The sequence below is a fragment of the Solwaraspora sp. WMMA2065 genome, from assembly GCF_030345075.1.
GTDB lineage: Bacteria > Actinomycetota > Actinomycetes > Mycobacteriales > Micromonosporaceae > Micromonospora_E.
In genome coordinates this window covers 305808-323735 of record NZ_CP128361.1, presented here as the reverse complement: position 1 = coordinate 323735, position 17928 = coordinate 305808, and the positions used below count along the sequence as shown (strand labels likewise).

At 72.2% G+C, this 17928-nt stretch carries 16 protein-coding genes; 7 read left to right on the top strand and 9 right to left on the bottom strand.

Features of this window, described 5'->3' with window-relative positions; genetic code table 11:
* The first annotated feature begins 58 nt into the window (after positions 1 to 58).
* The 3 genes from O7610_RS01465 (at position 59) to O7610_RS01455 (ending at position 1716) form a co-directional block, all read left to right on the top strand.
* A complete protein-coding gene (locus tag O7610_RS01465; protein WP_348650095.1) occupies positions 59 to 646 on the top strand; it encodes a hypothetical protein in 588 nt (195 codons plus the stop codon).
* A 33-nt stretch (positions 647 to 679) separates the two neighbouring features.
* On the top strand, positions 680 to 1093 hold the full coding sequence (locus O7610_RS01460; RefSeq protein WP_281553968.1) for a ferritin-like domain-containing protein: 414 nt from the start codon (positions 680 to 682) through the stop codon (positions 1091 to 1093).
* A 95-nt stretch (positions 1094 to 1188) separates the two neighbouring features.
* Positions 1189 to 1716: a PadR family transcriptional regulator gene (locus O7610_RS01455; protein ID WP_281553967.1), complete on the top strand. Its 528-nt coding sequence runs from the start codon at positions 1189 to 1191 to the stop codon at positions 1714 to 1716.
* Here O7610_RS01455 and map read toward each other — a convergent pair.
* Positions 1703 to 2563, bottom strand: coding sequence for a type I methionyl aminopeptidase (map, locus tag O7610_RS01450; protein ID WP_281553966.1), 861 nt, complete (start codon positions 2561 to 2563; stop codon positions 1703 to 1705). The genes O7610_RS01455 and map overlap by 14 nt on opposite strands.
* A gap of 128 nt (positions 2564 to 2691) precedes the next feature.
* On the opposite strand from map, the gene O7610_RS01445 reads away from it, so the two are divergent.
* The gene (locus O7610_RS01445) at positions 2692 to 3006 is read left to right on the top strand and encodes an STAS domain-containing protein (RefSeq protein WP_281553965.1); all 315 of its coding nucleotides are present in this window, start codon (positions 2692 to 2694) and stop codon (positions 3004 to 3006) included.
* 27 nt (positions 3007 to 3033) lie between these two features.
* Here O7610_RS01445 and O7610_RS01440 read toward each other — a convergent pair whose 3' ends face one another.
* Positions 3034 to 6762: a SpoIIE family protein phosphatase gene (locus tag O7610_RS01440; RefSeq protein ID WP_289212500.1), complete on the bottom strand. Its 3729-nt coding sequence runs from the start codon at positions 6760 to 6762 to the stop codon at positions 3034 to 3036.
* A gap of 422 nt (positions 6763 to 7184) precedes the next feature.
* On the opposite strand from O7610_RS01440, the gene O7610_RS01435 reads away from it, so the two are divergent.
* Complete coding sequence (locus O7610_RS01435) at positions 7185 to 8168, top strand: hypothetical protein (protein WP_289212499.1); 984 nt, start codon at positions 7185 to 7187, stop codon at positions 8166 to 8168.
* A 35-nt stretch (positions 8169 to 8203) separates the two neighbouring features.
* Positions 8204 to 8722, top strand: a complete 519-nt coding sequence (locus O7610_RS01430; protein WP_281553962.1) for a DUF309 domain-containing protein — start codon at positions 8204 to 8206, stop codon at positions 8720 to 8722.
* Here O7610_RS01430 and O7610_RS01425 read toward each other — a convergent pair.
* From O7610_RS01425 to O7610_RS01395, 7 genes are all read right to left on the bottom strand, one after another.
* Positions 8673 to 10835: a putative bifunctional diguanylate cyclase/phosphodiesterase gene (locus O7610_RS01425; RefSeq protein ID WP_289212498.1), complete on the bottom strand. Its 2163-nt coding sequence runs from the start codon at positions 10833 to 10835 to the stop codon at positions 8673 to 8675. The genes O7610_RS01430 and O7610_RS01425 overlap by 50 nt on opposite strands.
* A 2-nt stretch (positions 10836 to 10837) precedes the next feature.
* Complete coding sequence (locus O7610_RS01420; RefSeq protein ID WP_281553960.1) at positions 10838 to 11659, bottom strand: SAM-dependent methyltransferase; 822 nt, start codon at positions 11657 to 11659, stop codon at positions 10838 to 10840.
* A gap of 186 nt (positions 11660 to 11845) precedes the next feature.
* Positions 11846 to 13051 carry a 3-oxoadipyl-CoA thiolase gene (pcaF, locus tag O7610_RS01415; protein ID WP_281553959.1) on the bottom strand — a complete coding sequence of 402 codons (1206 nt, stop codon included), beginning with the start codon at positions 13049 to 13051 and terminating at the stop codon, positions 11846 to 11848.
* Positions 13052 to 13080: 29 nt separating this feature from the next.
* Complete coding sequence (locus O7610_RS01410) at positions 13081 to 13878, bottom strand: ABC transporter ATP-binding protein (RefSeq protein WP_281553958.1); 798 nt, start codon at positions 13876 to 13878, stop codon at positions 13081 to 13083.
* Positions 13879 to 13941: 63 nt separating this feature from the next.
* Positions 13942 to 14724 carry an ABC transporter permease gene (locus O7610_RS01405; RefSeq protein WP_281553957.1) on the bottom strand — a complete coding sequence of 261 codons (783 nt, stop codon included), beginning with the start codon at positions 14722 to 14724 and terminating at the stop codon, positions 13942 to 13944.
* A complete protein-coding gene (locus tag O7610_RS01400) occupies positions 14721 to 15590 on the bottom strand; it encodes an ABC transporter permease (RefSeq protein WP_289212497.1) in 870 nt (289 codons plus the stop codon). The genes O7610_RS01405 and O7610_RS01400 overlap by 4 nt, the downstream gene beginning before the upstream one ends.
* Complete coding sequence (locus O7610_RS01395; protein ID WP_281553955.1) at positions 15587 to 16549, bottom strand: ABC transporter substrate-binding protein; 963 nt, start codon at positions 16547 to 16549, stop codon at positions 15587 to 15589. The genes O7610_RS01400 and O7610_RS01395 overlap by 4 nt, the downstream gene beginning before the upstream one ends.
* Before the next feature lie 155 nt (positions 16550 to 16704).
* On the opposite strand from O7610_RS01395, the gene O7610_RS01390 reads away from it, so the two are divergent.
* The gene (locus tag O7610_RS01390) at positions 16705 to 17928 is read left to right on the top strand and encodes a 4-hydroxybenzoate 3-monooxygenase (RefSeq protein ID WP_289212496.1); all 1224 of its coding nucleotides are present in this window, start codon (positions 16705 to 16707) and stop codon (positions 17926 to 17928) included.

The following is a 17928-nucleotide window of genomic DNA, read 5'->3' as shown; positions in this document are numbered from 1 at the left end:
CCGGGCCGATCCCGGGAGGCGCGGACCGAACGCGGCGTCGATGGTGTTGACTGGTCCGGTGTTCGCGAACCAACCAGGCCGGCGGGCGATCGGCAGGATCGCGCACCCGGCCACCTCTGCGGCCAGCGGCTGCAGCCGACGCGGAGTGATCCGGGGTGCCGTCGGAGCGGCCGTCGCCCTCGCCGTCCCGGCCGGGCTGGCCGGATGCGGCCTGCTCGGCGGTGAGCCGGAGCCCGAACCGGAGCCGGATCCACTCGCCGGCCTGCTCGCCGCCACGCTGGAGCTGGTAGGTCGCTACGACGCCGCGATGACCACGGCGGCCGGACTCGGCCCGCTGCTGACCCCGGTCGTCGCCACCCACCGGGCGCACGCCGAGGAGCTCAGCCGGCTGACCGGGATCGCCCTACCGGCCCCGACGACCGCCGCCCCCGGCGGCCAACCCACCGACCCGGGCACGGCCGTACCGGGGCCCGGCACCTCGGCCCCGCCGGGCGACCGGGCCGCCGTACTCACCGCGTTGCGGTCCGCGGAGGAGGCTGCCGCAACCGAGGCCGCAGCCGCGTGCCACACCGCCGCTGCCGACCGGGCCGCACTACTGGGCTCGATCGCCGCCGCCCGCACCTGCCACCTTGAGGTGCTGCGTTGAGCGTGCATCACCGGATCAGAAGGAGCAGAGACCGTGGCTGACGGGTGGGAGCAGGCACTCGCCGCCGAGTACGCGGCGATCTTCGCCTACGGCGTACTCGGGGTCCAGCTCGACGGCGACGCCGCTGGCCGGGCCCGGGACGCCGAGGCCGCCCACCGGGACCGGCGCGACCAGCTGATCCTGCGGATCGGCGCCGCCGCACCGCCGGTCGACCCGGCCTATCAGCTGCCGTTCCCGGTCACCGACACGACCAGCGCCCTGCGGTTGGCCGCCGAGGTGGAGGAGCGGGCCGCCGCCGTCTGGCGGGCGGTGCTGCCGGTCACCTCCGGCGCGGACCGTGAGGCGGCCCTCACCGTCCTGATCGAGTACGCGGTCCGCGCGACCCGCTGGCGACAGGCGGCCGGCGTCACACCGGCCGTACCGACCTGGCCGGGCCGGCCCGGCTGAAGCGAGGCTGACGCGCGACCGGAAATCCCGCGACCGGAACCGCAATTCATGATCCCGGTTGCCGCCCACCTACCCGGTATGCATACTCAGCTGGCATGTCGATCCGCCACGGGCTGCTCGCGCTGCTCGACCGGGGCCCGATGCACGGGTACCAGCTCCGGGCCGCCTTCGAGGAGGCCACCGGCGGGGCGTGGCCGCTCAACATCGGTCAGGTGTACACCACGCTCAGCAGGCTGGAACGCGACGGGCTGGTGCACGCGCTGGCGGGCAACGCGGCCGGGCAGCGACCGTTCGCCATCACCGACGCCGGCCGGGACGCGCTGGCCGGCTGGTTCAGCAGCCCGGTGGGCCGCGTCGGCCAAGGCCGCGACGAGCTGACGGTGAAGATCGCCCTCGCGCTGAGCACACCCCGGGCGGACGTACGCGGGGTGGTCGCGGCGCAACGGGCGGCGACCCTGGACGCGGTACGGGAGCTGACCCGTGCCCGAGCGAGGTCGGCCGACGTCGACCGCGTCGGCCGGCTGGTGCTCGACGCGATGCTGTTCCGGGCGGAGGCGGAGATCCGCTGGCTCGACCACTGTGAGACCAGTCTGCTGGGCCCCGGTCCGGTCAGGGCAGGGTGAGGATCTCGAAGCCGTCCTCGGTGACCACGATCGTGTGCTCGAACTGGGCGGTCCACCGGCGGTCCTTGGTGACCACCGTCCAGCCGTCCCGCCACATGTCGTACTCGTGCGTGCCGAGCGTGATCATCGGCTCGACGGTGAACGTCATTCCCGGTTCCATCACGTCCGTGGGTCGTGGACTGTCGTAGTGCGGAACGTACAGCCCGCTGTGGAACGCCTCACCGATGCCGTGGCCGGTGAAGTCGCGTACCACGCCGTAGCCGAACCGACGGGCGTAGGACTCGATCACCCGGCCGATCACGTTGATCTGCCGCCCCGGGGCCACCGCCCGGATGCCCCGCATCATCGCCTCGTGGGTCCGCTCGACCAGCAGTTGGGCCTCCTGGGAGACCTCGCCGACGCAGAAGGTCGCGTCGGTGTCGCCGTGCACCCCGCCGATGTAGGCGGTCACGTCGACGTTGGCGATGTCGCCGTCGGCCAGCACCGTGGAGTCGGGGATGCCGTGGCAGACGACCTCATTGAGGCTGGTGCAGCAGGATTTGGGGAACCCCTTGTAGCCCAGGGTCGACGGATAGGCGCCGTTGTCACAGAGGAAGTCGTGCACCACCGCGTCGATCTCGTCGGTGGTCACCCCTGGTTTGCAGTGCTCACCGGCGAGCTGCACGGCCCGGGCGGCGAGCCGACCCGCCACCCGCATCCGCTCGATCGTCTCCGGGGACTGCACGTGCGAGCCCCGCCAGGGCGCGGGCTGCTTGCGACCGACGTACTCCGGCCGGGTGATGTGCGCCGGCACCGGCCGCCACGGCGAGATCTTTCCAGGGGTCAGCGGAGCGCGGACGGAGGTCATGCGTCCAGCCTAGCGCCGTCGGTGCCGACCCAACCGGCCGGCGACCGGGCCACCACCATCACGCTGGGCAGTCGACCTTTTACCGCCGAATCTTGCCGGATCCGCACAGTTGTGCCATCTTAACGTTCGTGAATCAGCAGGGTCAGGAGCAGCACTTCTCCGCCACCAGTGACCTGGACGGTGACCGTCTGACCGTCACTGTCACCGGCGAGGTGGACATGGCCACCGCCGATCGCATGTACCGGGCCGCGATCCACGAGGACGCCGGCAAGGTGACCCTCGATCTGCGTACGGTCTCGTTCTTCGACTCGGCGGCCATCCACGCGCTGCTCCAGCTCACCGACCACTACCCGCAGGCGTTGACGGTGCTGCCGTCCCGGCAGGTCCGCCGGGTCCTGGACATCTCCGGCCTCGGCGGGCAGCCGTGGCTGGCCGCCGACTGACACCGACCGGCGGCCCGGTCCGGGCGGTCAGGAGGGATCCGGTCGGGGATCCAGTCGACGGCGCAACGTGACCTCGCTGCCCTGCCCGTCCCGGTCGATCCGCAGTTCGGCCAGGGCGGCGATCAACGCCAGTCCCCGACCCCGGAACCCGATGTCGGAGTCCTCCCGCCAACCGCCGCTGTCCCGGACGCTGGCGACCAGGTGGTCCCCGTCGATACCAACCTCCAGCCAGATGTCCGGCTGCGCCGGGGTGACCGGGTGCTCTATCGCGTTGGCCGCCGCCTCGGAGATCGCCACCGTCAGATCGAACTGGTCGGTGTCGCCGATCCGGTGCGCGGCGAAGAAGTCCGCCAGCCGTCGACGCAGCAGCGCCAGTGCCCGCGCCTGCGCCGGCAGCCGCATCCTGAGGCGGTCCAGCTCGGTCGCCTCCAGCACCAGCACCGCGACGTCGTCGCGACGTGGCCGGCGGGCCACCCGGCGCAGCAGCCGGTCGGCGATCTCCTCGACGTGATCGCCGCCGGCTCGGGCGTCGGCCCGGACCTGGTCCAGCCCGGCGTCGATGCCCCTGGTGCGGTCCTCGATCAGCCCGTCCGTGTAGCAGATCAGTCGGCTGCCGATGTCGAGCCGATCGGTCGCCGTGTCGTAGCGGCTGTCCCGGATCGCCCCGATCGGCGGGCCGAGCGCCCGCTCGTGCAGCAGCTCGGCCGTTGCGCCGTCAACCACCACCGGTGGCGGATGGCCGGCACTGGCGTACCGCAGCACACCGCTGGACGGCTCGAGCCACAGGCAGAGCACGGTGGCAAGGGAACGCCGGCCCATCGTCGTGACCAGCCGATTCAGCCGGGTGAGGGCGTCACCGGGCGAGAAGCCCTCCAGCAGGTACGCCCGCAGCGCGTTACGCAGCTGACCCATGGTGGCCGCCGCGTTCACACCCTTGCCGACCACGTCGCCGATCACCAGGACCAGCCGACCGCCGCCGACCTCCACCACGTCGTACCAGTCGCCGCCGACCTCAGCCTCGGCGTTGCCGGGCAGGTAGCGGCTGGCGATCAGCGCGCCGGGCACCCTGGGCAGCGTCTGGGGCAGCAGGCTGTGCTGCAGGGTGCTGGCGATGCGGTGCTCCGCCTCGTACAGCCGGGCATTGCCCAGCCGCAGCCCGACCATCCGGGCGAACTCCGCCAGCGCCGCCTCGTCGATGTCCGGGTCGGCGCCGACGCCGTCGAACGGCCAGACCGACAACTCGCCGAGCCGTTCCCCGTCGGCGCCGATGAACGGGGTGACCGTCGCCGGGTGGGCGGAGGGCTGGCCGCCGCCGTCCGCCTCGTAGCGGGCACCCGGTGCGGTGGCGACCACCTTCGACGCCCGGACCAGCCGCTGCACGTGTTCGACCGCGACCCGCAGCACCTCGCTGGTGGTCTGTGCGGTGTTGACCGCGACGGCGGCGTCGGCGAGGGCCCGCAGCTGGTGGATGATCCGGCCCCGCAGCTGACCCAGCTCGACGTTGGCCCGCACCCTGGCGACGAGCTCCTGCGCGGCGAACGGCTTCACCAGGTAGTCGTCGGCGCCAGCGGACAGCCCTAGCACGGCGGCCTCGGGCCCGGCCCGGGCGGAGAGCACGACGATCGGCACATGCCGCGTCCGCCGGTCCGCGCGCAACGCGGTGACCAGGCCGAAACCGTCCAGTTCCGGCATCATCACGTCGGTCAGGATCAGATCGAAGGGGGTACGGGTGGCGAGGGCAAGCGCCGCGGCACCGTCGGCCGCTGCGACCACCTGCCAGTGCGGTGCCAGCAACCGGGTCACGTGGTCGCGCAGGTCGGCGTTGTCGTCGGCCACCAGGATCCGCCCGACGGACTGGTCGACCCGTGGCTGCTCGGTCACCTCCCGCGCCGGCCCGACGCTCCACCGCTGCGTCTCGGCCAGGTACAGCTGTCTGGTGTCGCCGACCTCGTCGCGCCCGGCCGGCCGCTCGGAGTCCTCGCCGGTCGCCGGATCGGCGACCGGGCCGGCCGGCGGGGTCGGCCCGACGCCGACCGGGATCTCGACGGTGAAGACACTGCCCTGACCCGGTTCGCTGCGGACCGCGACGGCCCCGCCGTGCAGCTGAACAAGCTCCCGGACCAGCGCCAGCCCGATCCCGGTGCCTTCGTGGCTGCGGGCCCGGGTGCCGGCCACCCGGTGAAACCGCTCGAACAGATGCGGCAGGTCGGCGGCGGGGATACCGACCCCGGTGTCGGCGACAGCCAGCTCGACCGACGTGCCGAGCGCCCGTAACCGCACGGTGATGGTGCCGTCGAAGGTGAACTTCACCGCGTTGGACAGCAGGTTCAGGACGATCTTTTCCCACAGGTCCGGGTCAACCTGCACGGTCCCGGGCAGCGGCGGGCACTGTACGACCAGGTCCAGCCCGGCCCGCTGGGCAGCCGAGCGGAACGTGCTGGCCAACCGGTTCGTCAAGTCGGCCAGGTCGACCGGCTGCAGCGCTGCCCGCGCCCGGCCGGATTCCAGCCGGGAGAAGTCCAACACGGTGTTGACCAGCTTGAGCAGGCGAAGGGCGTTGCGGTGCATCATCTCGGCCCGCTCGCGGTGTGCCACCGGCAGGCCCGCGTCGGCAAGCTGGTCCTCGATCGGGCCGAGCAGCAACGTCAGGGGGGTCCGGAACTCGTGACTGACGTTGGCGAAGAAGTCGGTCTTGGCCTGGTCGATCACGGCGAGTTCGGCGGCTCGGGCCCGCTCGTGCAGATAGGCCCGCTGCTGGCTGACCGCGCTGGAGATCTGGGTGGTGATCAGGTCGAGGAAGTCGCGGTAGTCACTGGTGAACGGCAGGTGCCGGCTGTGGCCGAGGACGAGCGCACCGACCGGGTCGGTCGCCGCGCAGATCGGCAGGACGAGCACCTCCGGTGCTGCGGCGTCCGGTGGTGCGGCGACGAAGTCCGCCGCCCGGGCGGTCTGTACGGTACCGCCACGCAGGGCGTCCAACAGCGCGGCCGGGGCGTCGCCCGGGCTCGGCTGCGTCGGCGCGATGACGGTCTGCGTCGCGACGCCGGTGCAGCCGGCCAGTCGCGCGGAGTCCGCATCCGATCCGAGGTAGAGCAGGGCGAACGGGATGTCATCGTGGCAGGTGTCGAGTACCTCCAGCACACCACGGCGTAGGTCGGCCTGGCTCTGCAGATCGGACAACCGACTACCCAGCCCGGCGAGGGTACGGATCCGACGCTCGCCGAGCACCCGCCCGGTGGTCTCACTGACGATGCAGAAAACACCCCCGACGCTGCCGTCCTCGACCAGCAGCGGGTCGTAGGAGACGTCGAAGTAGGTCTGCTCGAGGAAGCCGTGCCGTTCGAGCAGGAACGGATGATCGGTGCCGCGGTAGGCGGTCCCGCTCTCGACCACCCCGGTGAACAGCGGCTCCAGCACGTCCCACAGCTCCGACCAGTGCTCGGCGGCGGGCTCGCCCAGGGCGGCCGGATGCTTGGCGCCGATCGTGGGCAGGTAGGCGTCGTTGTAGAAGGCGCGCAGCTGCGGCCCCCAGTAGAGCACGATCTGGGCCTGCGACGAGAGCATCATGCCGACCGCCTGGCACAGGCTGGCCGGCCAGCTGCCCAGCGCGCCGAGCGGGCTGCGGCTCCAGTCGCGCTCCCGGATCAGCCGGTTGGTCTCGCCGGCCCGGCCGAGGGCCGCGGCGAGCAAGGCAGGGACGGCCGGTCGAGGAGCCGGCACCATCGGTGCGCCGACCGACCGCTCGCCCTCTGTCATCGCTGGCCACCCTCGCTCGTCGAACCCGTCACCCGGCCGCCGCCACCGCGTCCACCTGCGGAGCCCCGCCACGCCCGCCGGCCGGGCCGGGCCCAGTCATGCGGCGTGGGTCGCCTCCTACCCCGGCGCCGCTCGAACGTAACGTGTGGTCGACCGGGCGGTCAGGAGAAGGCTGGCAGATCATGGATGCTGGTCGAAGAACATCAGCTGAGCTGCGGGGTGGCCAGGGTCGGTTCCGCCGGATCTGGACGGTGGGGTACCAGGTCGGGCGGCCGGGCCGGCGACCCGCCCGGGGAGGTCGCCGGCCCGCTCTGGTTGCGGCGCTGTCTGTCACCGGACCGCCTGGCCGGGACGTCATGCCGGGTACGGGCGCCGCGCCGGCGCCGACAGACATGGCCAGCGGCACCGGAGAGGCGGTCACCGTGGCAGGTGAGATGAGGCGGCTGCTGGAACAGGAGCTGGCCGCCCGGCCGGCCCCACCGATCGGGGATCTGGTCGCCGAGTCGGTACGCCTGGGGCGGCAGCGCCGCAACCGACGGGCCGCCGGCATCGGAATCGCCGCCGCATTGGCGACGGGCGCCGTCCTGCTGGTTCCGGCGGTGGTGGGGGGCGGGCTGCCGGTGCCGGACGGCGCACCGGCCGACGTCGGTGCGCCGGGCGTCGGTCAGCCGGTGGCACCGGCCTGGTCGGTCACCCCCGGCGCGGATCTGGCCGAGGCGACGAGCATCGAACCTGTGCCGCCGGCCGCCGGGGAGCCGACGGTCCGACCCGGATGTGACGTCAACGGCAGCTCGTCCACCGTCACCGCGCTGCCGGCCGCGCCCACCGAGGTGGCCAACTGTCCGGTCGCTGAGGTGTGGGATCTCGACATACCGCCGGTCGCCGCCGGCACCACCGCACCGGCCACCGCGGCGGGCGCGGTGGAACTGCTCACCCGGCTGCTGCCGGCCGGCCGGACAAGCGGGTACGCCAAGGTCGACCCGGCCGGGTCGGCCGGCGCGGTGGCGGTGCAGCTGCAGCTGGACCGGGGAGACGGGCCCCTGCTGATCCGGTTCTCGGTGTCGCCCGACCAGTTGTCGGAGGAAGCACTGGCGGCAGGCTGCGCCGCCGGCCAGATCTGCTACCCACTGGCCGGCGGCGGCACGGTCATCTTCGACGATGGCGCCGGCACCTGCCTCGGTGGCCGCTCCGTGCGGTACCACCGAGCCGACGGCCTACTGATCCGGCTGGATCTGGCCCGTTGCGGAGGAGGCCCGGCCCGGAGCACACCACTACCGACGGCGTTGACCGGCCAGGAGACCCTCGCCGTCGTCCTCGATCCGCGCTGGGGTACCCGGCTGCCAGCGGACCTGGTACGCGAAGGCGACGTCAGGTTCGGCGAGCTGCCGGTGGCCGGTACCCGTTGACCAGCCGGCCCCGTCGCCCGCACTACTGTTGACCGATGGCCCGTCTGTCGCCAGGTGACCACCGTCCAGAGCGGGACCGCGACCCCGCGGGACGGCCACGCAACGCCCGGCCGCGCGACGAGCTGGGTCGGCCGTTGCCGCCGGGCGCGTCGGGCGTACCGACCATGCCCGACGACCTGGTGCTCACCCCGCACGACGCGCTCGACGAGGCGCAGCGGCTGCTCGACGCCGGCCGGCCGTTCCACGCCCACGAGGTGCTGGAGTCGGCCTGGAAGGCGGCCCCGCCGGTGGAGCGGGAGTTCTGGCGCGGGCTGGCGCAGCTGGCGGTCGGGCTCACCCATGCGCGACGGGGCAACCTGGCCGGTGCGGCGCGGCTGCTGGCCAGGGCCGCGGACCGGATCGCGCCGTACGCCGGGCAGCGGCCGTACGGCGTACCCGTGCCGGATCTGGTGCGGTTCGGCCGGGACACGGCCGACCGGCTCGCCCACGACGGGGCCGTCGACCTCACTGTCCGGCTGCGGGTCGATCCGGGCCACGCGACAACCGCTCGGTGATCTCCCCGGCCGGCACCGGACGGCCGAAGTGCCAGCCCTGAGCCTGGTCGCAGCCGAGGGCCACCAGCCGGTCCGCCTGCTCACCGGTCTCCACCGCCTCGGCGGTGACCGTCAGGTTGAGCGCGTGGGCCAGCCGGACCAGCGCGTCAACGATCCGCTCGTCGCGGTCGCCCTCCGGACCGGCGACCCGCATCCCTTCTACGAAGGGACCGGCGAGTTTGAGCACGTGGATCGGCATCCGCCGCAGGTAGGCGAGGTTGGAGTAGCCGGTGCCGAAGTCGTCGATGGCCAACCGGACGCCGAGCCCCGCCAGCCGGCGCAGCGCCGGCAGCGGCTCACCGCCGGAGGCCATCACCGCGCTCTCGGTCAGCTCCAGCTGCAGCAGCTCCGGTGGCAGACCGGTCCGGGTGAGCGCCCCGGCCACCTCCCCGACGAGCTGCGGATCACTGACCTGGCGGGCGGAGATGTTGACGCTGACCACGATCGGGGCCTGCGGGTGCTCGGCCCGCCACCGGCTCGCCTGCCGGCACGCCTGTTCCAGCACCCACCGGCCGAGCCTGACGATCAGCCCGGTCTCCTCGGCGAGGGCGACGAACCGGTCCGGCCCGAGCCGGCCGAGCATCGGATGCTGCCAGCGGACCAGCGCTTCGACGGCGGCCACCGTCCGGTCGGACAGCCGGGTGATCGGCTGGTACTCGACGACGAACTCGCCACGGTCCAGCGCGGCCGGCAGTGCGGCGGCGAGCGCCGAGCGGGTGACGTCGCGTGCGCCGCGTACCGGGTCGAAGACGGCCCACCGGCCTCGCCCGTCGGCCTTTGCCCAGTACAGCGTGGTGTCGGCGGCCTTCATCACCTCGGTGGGGGTGGTGCCGGCCGTGGGCGAGGCGACGACCCCAATGCTCGCCGAGACGGTCAGCTGGTGCCCATCGACCTGGATCGGTGCGGCCAGCGCGGACTGGGCGGACTGGGCGACACCGACCAGTTGCGGCGTGCCGGTGCAACGGGTCACCAGGATCACGAACTCGTCGCCGCCCATCCGGGCGACCAGGTGCCCGGCGTCGGCGGCGCTGCCGGCGAGCCGCCGCGCCACCACGGCGAGCAGTTGGTCGCCGATGTCGTGACCGAGCCCGTCGTTGATCGACTTGAACCCGTCGAGATCCAGGAAGCAGACGCCGACCTGTCCGTCCGGGTCGGCCAACGCCTGGGCGAGCCGGTCGAAGAAGAGCACCCGGTTGGGCAGCCCGGTCAGCGGGTCGTGCTCGGCCTGGAAACGCAGCCGCTCCTGCAGCTCGTAGCGGTCGGTGATGTCCTCGACCATCGCGACGGTGAACCGGGGTCGGCCGTCGTCGTGGCGGATCAGCGACACCGCGAGGTCCGTCCAGATCGGTGCGCCGTCCTTGCGGTAGTAACGCTTCTCTACCCGGGCGCGGTCGTGCTTGCCCTCGATAAGTTCGAGGTAGAACTGGTACATGCCGGGCGCGTCGTCCGGGTGGAACAGCTGCCCGACGTTGATCTCCCGCAGTTCCGCGATGGTGTAGCCGAGCATGTCGGCGAACGCCTGATTGACGTCGATGATCCGCCCGTCGAGGTCGGCCAGCCCGATGCCGATCGCCGCGCCGGTGAAGACCGCCCGGAACCGCACTTCGCTGTCCCGCAGCGCCTGCTCGGCCGCGTCCCGGGCGGACCAGGCCGCCTGCCGGATGCTGGACTGCTGGGCAAAGGTCCGGTTGCGCAGTGCCCGGGCGTACTCCTCGGCGAGCCCGCCCTGCAGGTGGCTGATCCGTTCCCGGGCCGGTGCCGACGTCGCCAGCTGCGGTAGCACCAGCGGCAGGAAGCCCTGGCCGAGGGCCTGGACGGTCCAGCCCAGCACGGCCGGTTCGGTCAGGTGGCCCTCCACCAGCCAGCGCCCGACATCCCGGCCGGCCTGGCCGTCGAACGTCCCGGCCAGCACCGCCGCGGCCAGCCGCAGAGTGTGCCCGTGCAGGATGTCGGCGGTCTCGGCGTGGCTCAACGGCAGATAGCCGAGCCCGGCGGCGGCGGTCGCCCAGTCCCGGGCGAAGCGTCGCGCGCCCTCGGGATCGGCACCGCCATCGCCCGTCGCGGACGTCGCCATGGTCAGACCGCGGCGGCGTCCAGGCGGGCGACGCCGCCGAAGGCGCCGAACCGCTCCGGGTGGGCGTCCACGTCGGCGTCGGTGTCCGGCCGCCACAGTGGCAGGTGGACCACCCCCGGTTCGACGATGGTGAAGTCACCGAACATCGCGGCCACCTCGGCTCGCGAGCGCAGCGTGATCTCGGTGTCGGTCCGGGCCGACAACCGCTGCGCGGCCAGCACTTCCGGTGGCTGGTCCTCGTAGGTGGCGTGGGAGATCACCAGGTAGCTGCCGACCGCCGCGGTCGCTCGCAGCCGCCGCAGGACGCCCTGCGGATCGTCGGCGTCGGGCACGAAGTGCGCCACCCCGGCGAGCAGGATGCCGACCGGCCGGGTGAAGTCGACCAGCCCGGTCGCGGCGGCCTGGGCGCAGATCGCCTCCGGTTCGCGCAGATCGGCCTGCAGGACGGCGGCCCGGCCCACCTCGGCCAGGATGCTCCGACTGTGCGCCACGGCCACCGGGTCGATGTCCACATAGACCACGGTGGCCGCCGGGTTGACCGCGTGGGCCACCTCGTGGACGTTGCCCACCGTCGGGATACCGGAGCCGATGTCCAGGAACTGGTCGACGCCGTCGGCGAGCAGCGTCCGCACGGCGCGGCGTAGGAATGCCCGACCGGCCCTCATGGTCTCCGCCAGGTGCGGCGTCATCGCGGCGATCTGCTCGGCGAGTTGACGGTCGACCTCGAAGTTGTGGGCCCCACCGAGGAAGAAGTCGTAGACCCGGGCGGCGCTGGGACGACTCAGGTCGACTCCGGACGGGACTCCACTGGCCTGCTCCGCCATCCTGCCTCCAGCTCGTTCGCGACGTCCACGTCGGCCCAGGCGTGACGGGCGGGTCGGTACGGGCACCAGCCGTCCGCACCGGGCGCCGGCCAATGCTAACGCCGCGACGGTGGAATGTGCACCGTTGGCAGGTTCACGACATTGCCCTCATCCGGCCCGAGATCCGCCCACCGGATCGACACCATCTCAGCTGGCCGACTCGAGCAGCAGCGAGATACCCTGCCCGACCCCGATGCACATCGTGCAGAGCGCCCGGTCTGCGTCGCGGGCCCCCAGCTCCAGCGCTGCGGTCAGGGCCAGCCGCGCCCCGCTGGCCCCGAGCGGGTGCCCGAGGGCGATCGCCCCACCGTTCGGGTTGACATGCTCCGCGTCGGCCGGCAAACCGAGCTCCCGCAGTACCGCCACCGCTTGCGCGGCGAACGCCTCGTTGAGCTCCACAACATCCACTTCGGACATTTTGACACCCTGTCGACCGAGCAACCGACGGGTGGCCGGTACCGGCCCGATGCCCATCACCCGGGGCTCGACGCCGGCGGTGGCGGCGCCGGCCACCCGGGCCAGCGGGGTGAGTCCGTACCGCCGGATGGCGGCGTCACTGGCCACCAGCAGCGCGACCGCGCCGTCGTTGACCCCGGAGGAGTTGCCGGCGGTCACCGTACCGCCGGAGCGGAACGGCGTCGGCAGAGCAGCCAGCTTCTCCAGCGAAGTCTGCCGGGGGTGTTCGTCGACCGACACGGTCACCGTGCCCTTACGGCCCTGCGGCACCTCGACCGGCACGATCTCGGTGGCCAGTCGGCCGCTCGCCTGGGCCTGGGCGGCCCGCTGCTGGGACCGCAGCGCGAAGGCGTCCTGCGCGGCCCGATCCACGCCGTACTCGGCGGCCACGTTCTCCGCCGTCTCCGGCATCGAGTCGGTGCCCCAGCCGGCCCGCATCAGCGGGTTGACCAACCGCCAGCCGATCGTGGTGTCGTGGATCTCCGCGGTGCGCGCGTACGCCGTGGCCGCCTTCGGCAGCACGAACGGCGCCCGGCTCATGCTCTCCACCCCGCCGGCGACAACCAGGTCCGCCTCGCCGGCTACCACCGAACGGGCGGCGATCGCCACCGCGTCCAGCCCGGAACCGCAGAGCCGGTTCACCGTGGTGCCGCTGGTCCCGGTCGGCAGGCCGGCCAACAGCGCCGCCATCCGGGCCACGTTGCGGTTGTCCTCGCCGGCCTGGTTGGCGCAGCCGAGCACCACGTCGTCGACGGCGTCCCAGTCGACCGAGGGGTGCCGGGCGACGAGTTCGCGGATCACGTGGGCGGCCAGGTCGTCCGGACGCACCGGGGCGAGCGCCCCGGCGTAGCGGCCGAACGGCGTACGCACCCCGGCGACGAGATAGGCGACGGGCATCTCGGTCCTCCTCGGAAGGGCGGAAAGGGTCAGGGCCGGCCGGCCTGGGCGGGTGGTCGCTGCCCCCGCTTGGCCGCCTGGATCTGCTCGTAGACGTGCCCGCGCAGCTGGGTGAAGCGCGGCTCGGCGCGGGTGTGCAGCTGGTCGCGGTCGTCCGGCAGGTCGATCCGCAGGCTCTCCTGCACCACGGTCGGCGACGAGGACAGGATCAGCACCCGCTGCCCCAGGTAGACCGCCTCGTCGATGTCGTGGGTGACGAACAGGATGGTCACCCCGAGCCGCTGCCACAGCTGGCGGATCAGGTCCTCCAGGTCCGCGCGGGTCTGGGCGTCGACCGCCGCGAACGGCTCGTCCATCAACAGCACATCCGGCTGGTACGCGACCGCGCGGGCGATCGCCACCCGCTGCTGCATGCCGCCGGACAGCTGCCACGGATAGGCGTTGTGGGTGTCGGCCAGACCGACGGCGGCCAGCGCCTCGTCGACCAGTTCCCGGCGCTTGCCCCGGGCGATGCGCTTCTGCCGCAGCGGCAGCTCGACGTTGTCCCGCACGCTCATCCACGGGAACAGACTGCGCCCGTACTCCTGGAAGACGACCGCCATGCCGGGCGGCGGCCCGGTGATCGGCCTACCGCGCAGCCGGACCTCGCCGGAGGTCGGCGGCAGCAGCCCGGCCATGCACTTGAGCAGGGTGGTCTTGCCGCAGCCGGAGGGGCCGACCAGGCAGACCAGGTCGCCGTCCTCGATGGTGAAGGTGAGGTCGCGCACCGCCTCGACCTGGCGCTGCCGCCCGTCGTAGACCTTGCGCAGGCCCTGGACATCGAGCATGGGCTCGTTACCTCTCTATCGTTTCCGGCGCCGCCACGTCGGCCGGCCGCGCCGGGCAGCGGATCATGTGCCGCGCTGTGCCTGGCGCAGGCCGTGGTACCAGGCCAACGCCCGCATCTCGACGAAGCGGAAGAGCACCGACAGGGCGAAGCCGAGCAGACCGAGCAGCAGGATGCCGGTCCACATCTGCGGGATCGCGAAGGTGCGCTGGAACTGCACGATGGTGAACCCGAGACCGTTGCTGGCCGCGAACATCTCGCTGATCACCATCAGGATGATGCCGATCGACAGTGCCTGGCGCATGCCGGCGGCGATCTGCGGGCTGGCCGCCGGCAGCACCAGGTGCCGCAGCCGGGCCGGGCCGTTGAGGCCGTAGGAGCGGGCCGTGTCGGAGAGCACCTCGTCGGTGGCGCGCACGCCCTCGACGGTGTTGAGCAGGATCGGCCAGACGCAGCCGGCCGCGATCACCACGATCTTCATGGTGTTCTCGATGCCGGCGAAGAGCATGATGATCGGCACCAGCACCGGCGGCGGGATGGCCCGGAAGAACTCCAGCACCGGTTCCAGCGTGGCCCGCACGGTACGGATGCTGCCGACCAGTACGCCGAGCGCGACGCCGACGAACACCGCCACCGCGTAACCGGCGGCCAGCCGCAGCAGGCTGGGCAGCACGTCGGCCCGCAGGCGCTCGACGGTCCAGGTCTCGGCGAAGGAGCCGAGGATCCTGCTCAGCGGCGGCGCGTAGAAGCTGGTGCTACCGGCGCTGCTGAACCACCAGACGGCGAGCAGTACGGCCGGCAACGCGACGACCAGCCCGGCCCGCTTCAGCACCCCGGCCGCCCTCACACGATCACCTCGCCGCGCATCGACTGGTGCCAGGACAGTGCCCGCCGCTCGACCGCGCGGGCGATCAGGTTGATCCCGACGCCGAGCAGTCCGGTGACCACCACCAGGGCGTACATCAGGTCAACGGCGCCGGAGGTCTGCGCGACCGCGATCCGGCTGCCCAGCCCGGGAGCGCCGATGACCAGTTCCGCGGTGATCGCCAGCACCAGGGCGACGGCGGCGGCGAGCCGCACACCGGTCATCACGTACGGCAGCGAGGTCGGCCAGACGACGTGGCGGATTCGGGCCCACCGGCCGAGGCCGTAGCTGCGGGCGGTCTCGTCGGCGACCGGGTCGACGTCCTGTACGCCGTACAGGACCTGGACCAGCACCTGCCAGAACGCTGCGTAGACGACCAACAGCAGGGTGGATTCGAGGCCGGTGCCGTAGAGCAGCACGGCGAGCGGGATCAGCGCGACCGACGGGATCGGCCGCAGGAACTCGATGGTCGAGGCGGTGACCGCGCGCAGGGCCGGCACCGAACCGATGACCACGCCGAACGCGATGCCGGCGGTGACCGCGATGGCCAGGCCGATCGCCCAGCCGGTCAGCGTGTCACGGAGTGCCGACCAGAAGGCACCGTCGCCGAGCAGCTCGACCAGGGCGGCGAGGATCTCGGTGGCCGGCGGCAGGTAGCGCGCCGAGACGAGCGGGGTCGACGGGAGGACCTGCACCAGGACCAGCAGGCCGGCCAGGCCGGCGACGCCGAGCAGCGCTGTCGGTGGTCGGCGTCGCCGGCTGGGTGCGGCCCGGTGGGCTGTTGCTGACGTGCCCCGGTCGGGGCCGGCGGAGCCGGCCCCGACCGGGGTGTTGTCGACCGCTGTCACGGCAGCAGCGCGTCCAGATCGGGCTCGGACTCGAAGACACCGTCGGCGAGACCGAGCTCGGCGACCCGCTCGATCGACGCCCGGTTGATCTCGGCCGGCCACATCGGCAGCGTCATCGCGTCCAGGATCGCCTGGTCGATGTCGGTGTAGCTGCGCAGCACTGTGCGCACCTCGTCGGGGTGCGCGTTGGCGTAGGACAGCGACTCGGCCATCGCCTCCTGGAACCGCGCAACCAGGTCGGGGTTCTCCTGGGCGAGCTTGGTGCTGGTGAAGTAGACCGCGACGGTCAGGTTCGGGGCGGTGTCGACGAAGTTCCAGGCGACGACCCGGCCACCGGCGTCCTTGGCGATGGCGAGCGACGGCTCGACCATCCAGGCGGCGTCGACCTGGCCGCCCTCGACGGCGGCCGGCATCTGCGGGAACGCCATCTCGACGAACTCGATCTCGTCCGGGTTGCCACCGGCCTTGCGTACCGACTCGCGGACGCTGGTGTCGCCGATGTTCTTCAGCGTGTTCACCGCGACCTTCTTGCCCGCCAGGTCGGCGGCGGTCTGGATCGGGCTGTCCCCACGGACCACCACGCCGCCGAAGTCGGCCTCGGGGTTGCCGGTCGAGGCCACACCGTTGGCCACGATCTGTACCGGCACGTCGGCTGTCTGCGCGGTGAGCAGCGAGGTCACGTTGCTGAAGCCGAACTGGAACTGCTCACTGACCACGCCGGGGACGATGGCGGCACCACCTTGACCGCTCTCCATGGTCAGGTTGATGCCGCGCTTGGTGAAGAAGCCTTTCTCCTCACCGAGGTAGATCGGCGCGACGTCGACGATCGGGATGATGCCGACGGTGACGTCGGTGACCTCTTCGGTGCCGCCGGCCTCGTCGGTGGACGAGTCGGAACCACAGGCAGCGGTGACCAGCAGCGCGGCAGCCAGGGTGAGGGCGACGAGGGGCCGTCGCATGGGACCTCCAGGGGGATGGGTTCGAGGTTGAGCCGGTCAGGGGTGTTCGCTGACCGAACGGTGGTTCTTATGATGAACGTACGACCCAGCGAGGGCCCACGTCAATGTCACATATCGGAAGAGTCCCTGCCAATCTGGCAGGTGGAGGGAGCGTCGTGCGAACCCAGGTTGGCATCATCGGAGCGGGACCAGCGGGTTTGATGCTCGCCCACCTGCTGCGTCTCGAGGGTATCGACTCGGTCGTGCTGGAGACCCGCGGGCGGGCGTACGTGGAGAGCCGGGTCCGGGCCGGGGTGCTCGAACACGACACGGCGCAACTGCTCGCCGACACCGGCGTCGGCGCCCGGATGCGCCGCGAAGGACTCGTGCACACCGGCCTTGAGCTGCGCTTCGAAGGCGTCAGCCGGCGGATCGACCTGGCCGCGCTGACCAGCGGTCGAGGGATCACCGTCTACGGTCAGCAGGAGGTGGTGAAGGACCTGATCGCCGCCCGGCTGGCAGCCGGCGGCGAGATCCTGTTCGATGTCACCGACGTCGAGCTGGCCGGGATCGACAGCGATGCCCCGGTCATCCGGTTCGCGCACGAGGGCACGATACGCGAACTGAACTGCCTGGTGGTTGCCGGATGTGACGGTTTCCACGGGGTCTCCCGGGGCAGCATCCCCGCCTCGGCCCGACGCACCGTCGAGCACACGTACCCGTTCAGCTGGCTCGGGGTGCTGGCCCAGGCCGCCCCCTCGGCGCACGAGCTGATCTACGCCCAGCACGAACGCGGCTTCGCCCTGCACAGCATGCGCAGCCCCGAGGTGACCCGGCTCTACCTCCAGGTGCCCAACCGGACCGAATCGAGCGACTGGCCGACCGCGCGGATCTGGGACGAGCTGCACACCCGGCTGGCGACCAACGACGGCTTCACCCTGCAGGAGGGCCCGATCCTGGAGCAGGGGGTGACCCCGATGCGAAGCTTCGTTACCGAACCGATGCGCTACGGCCAGCTGTTCCTGGCCGGCGACGCGGCGCACATCGTACCGCCGACCGGCGCGAAAGGGCTGAACCTGGCGGTCGCCGACGTCCGCTTCCTGGCCGAGGCGCTGACCACCTGGTTCCGTCAGGGACGCGGGACCGGGCTGGACGAGTACTCGGCCCGGTGCCTACGCCGGATCTGGCGGGTCCAGCACTTCTCCTCCTGGATGACCGGGCTGCTGCACCGGCCCGCCGACGCCGACGAGTTCAGTCACCGGCTCCAGGTGGCCCAGTTGGAGTACGTGACGACCTCCACCGCGGCGGCGACCACCCTGGCGGAGAACTACGTGGGACTACCGCTGGACTGGAGCAGCCGCGTTGACACGCCGGTGACCCCGACCGTACCGTTCGCTTAG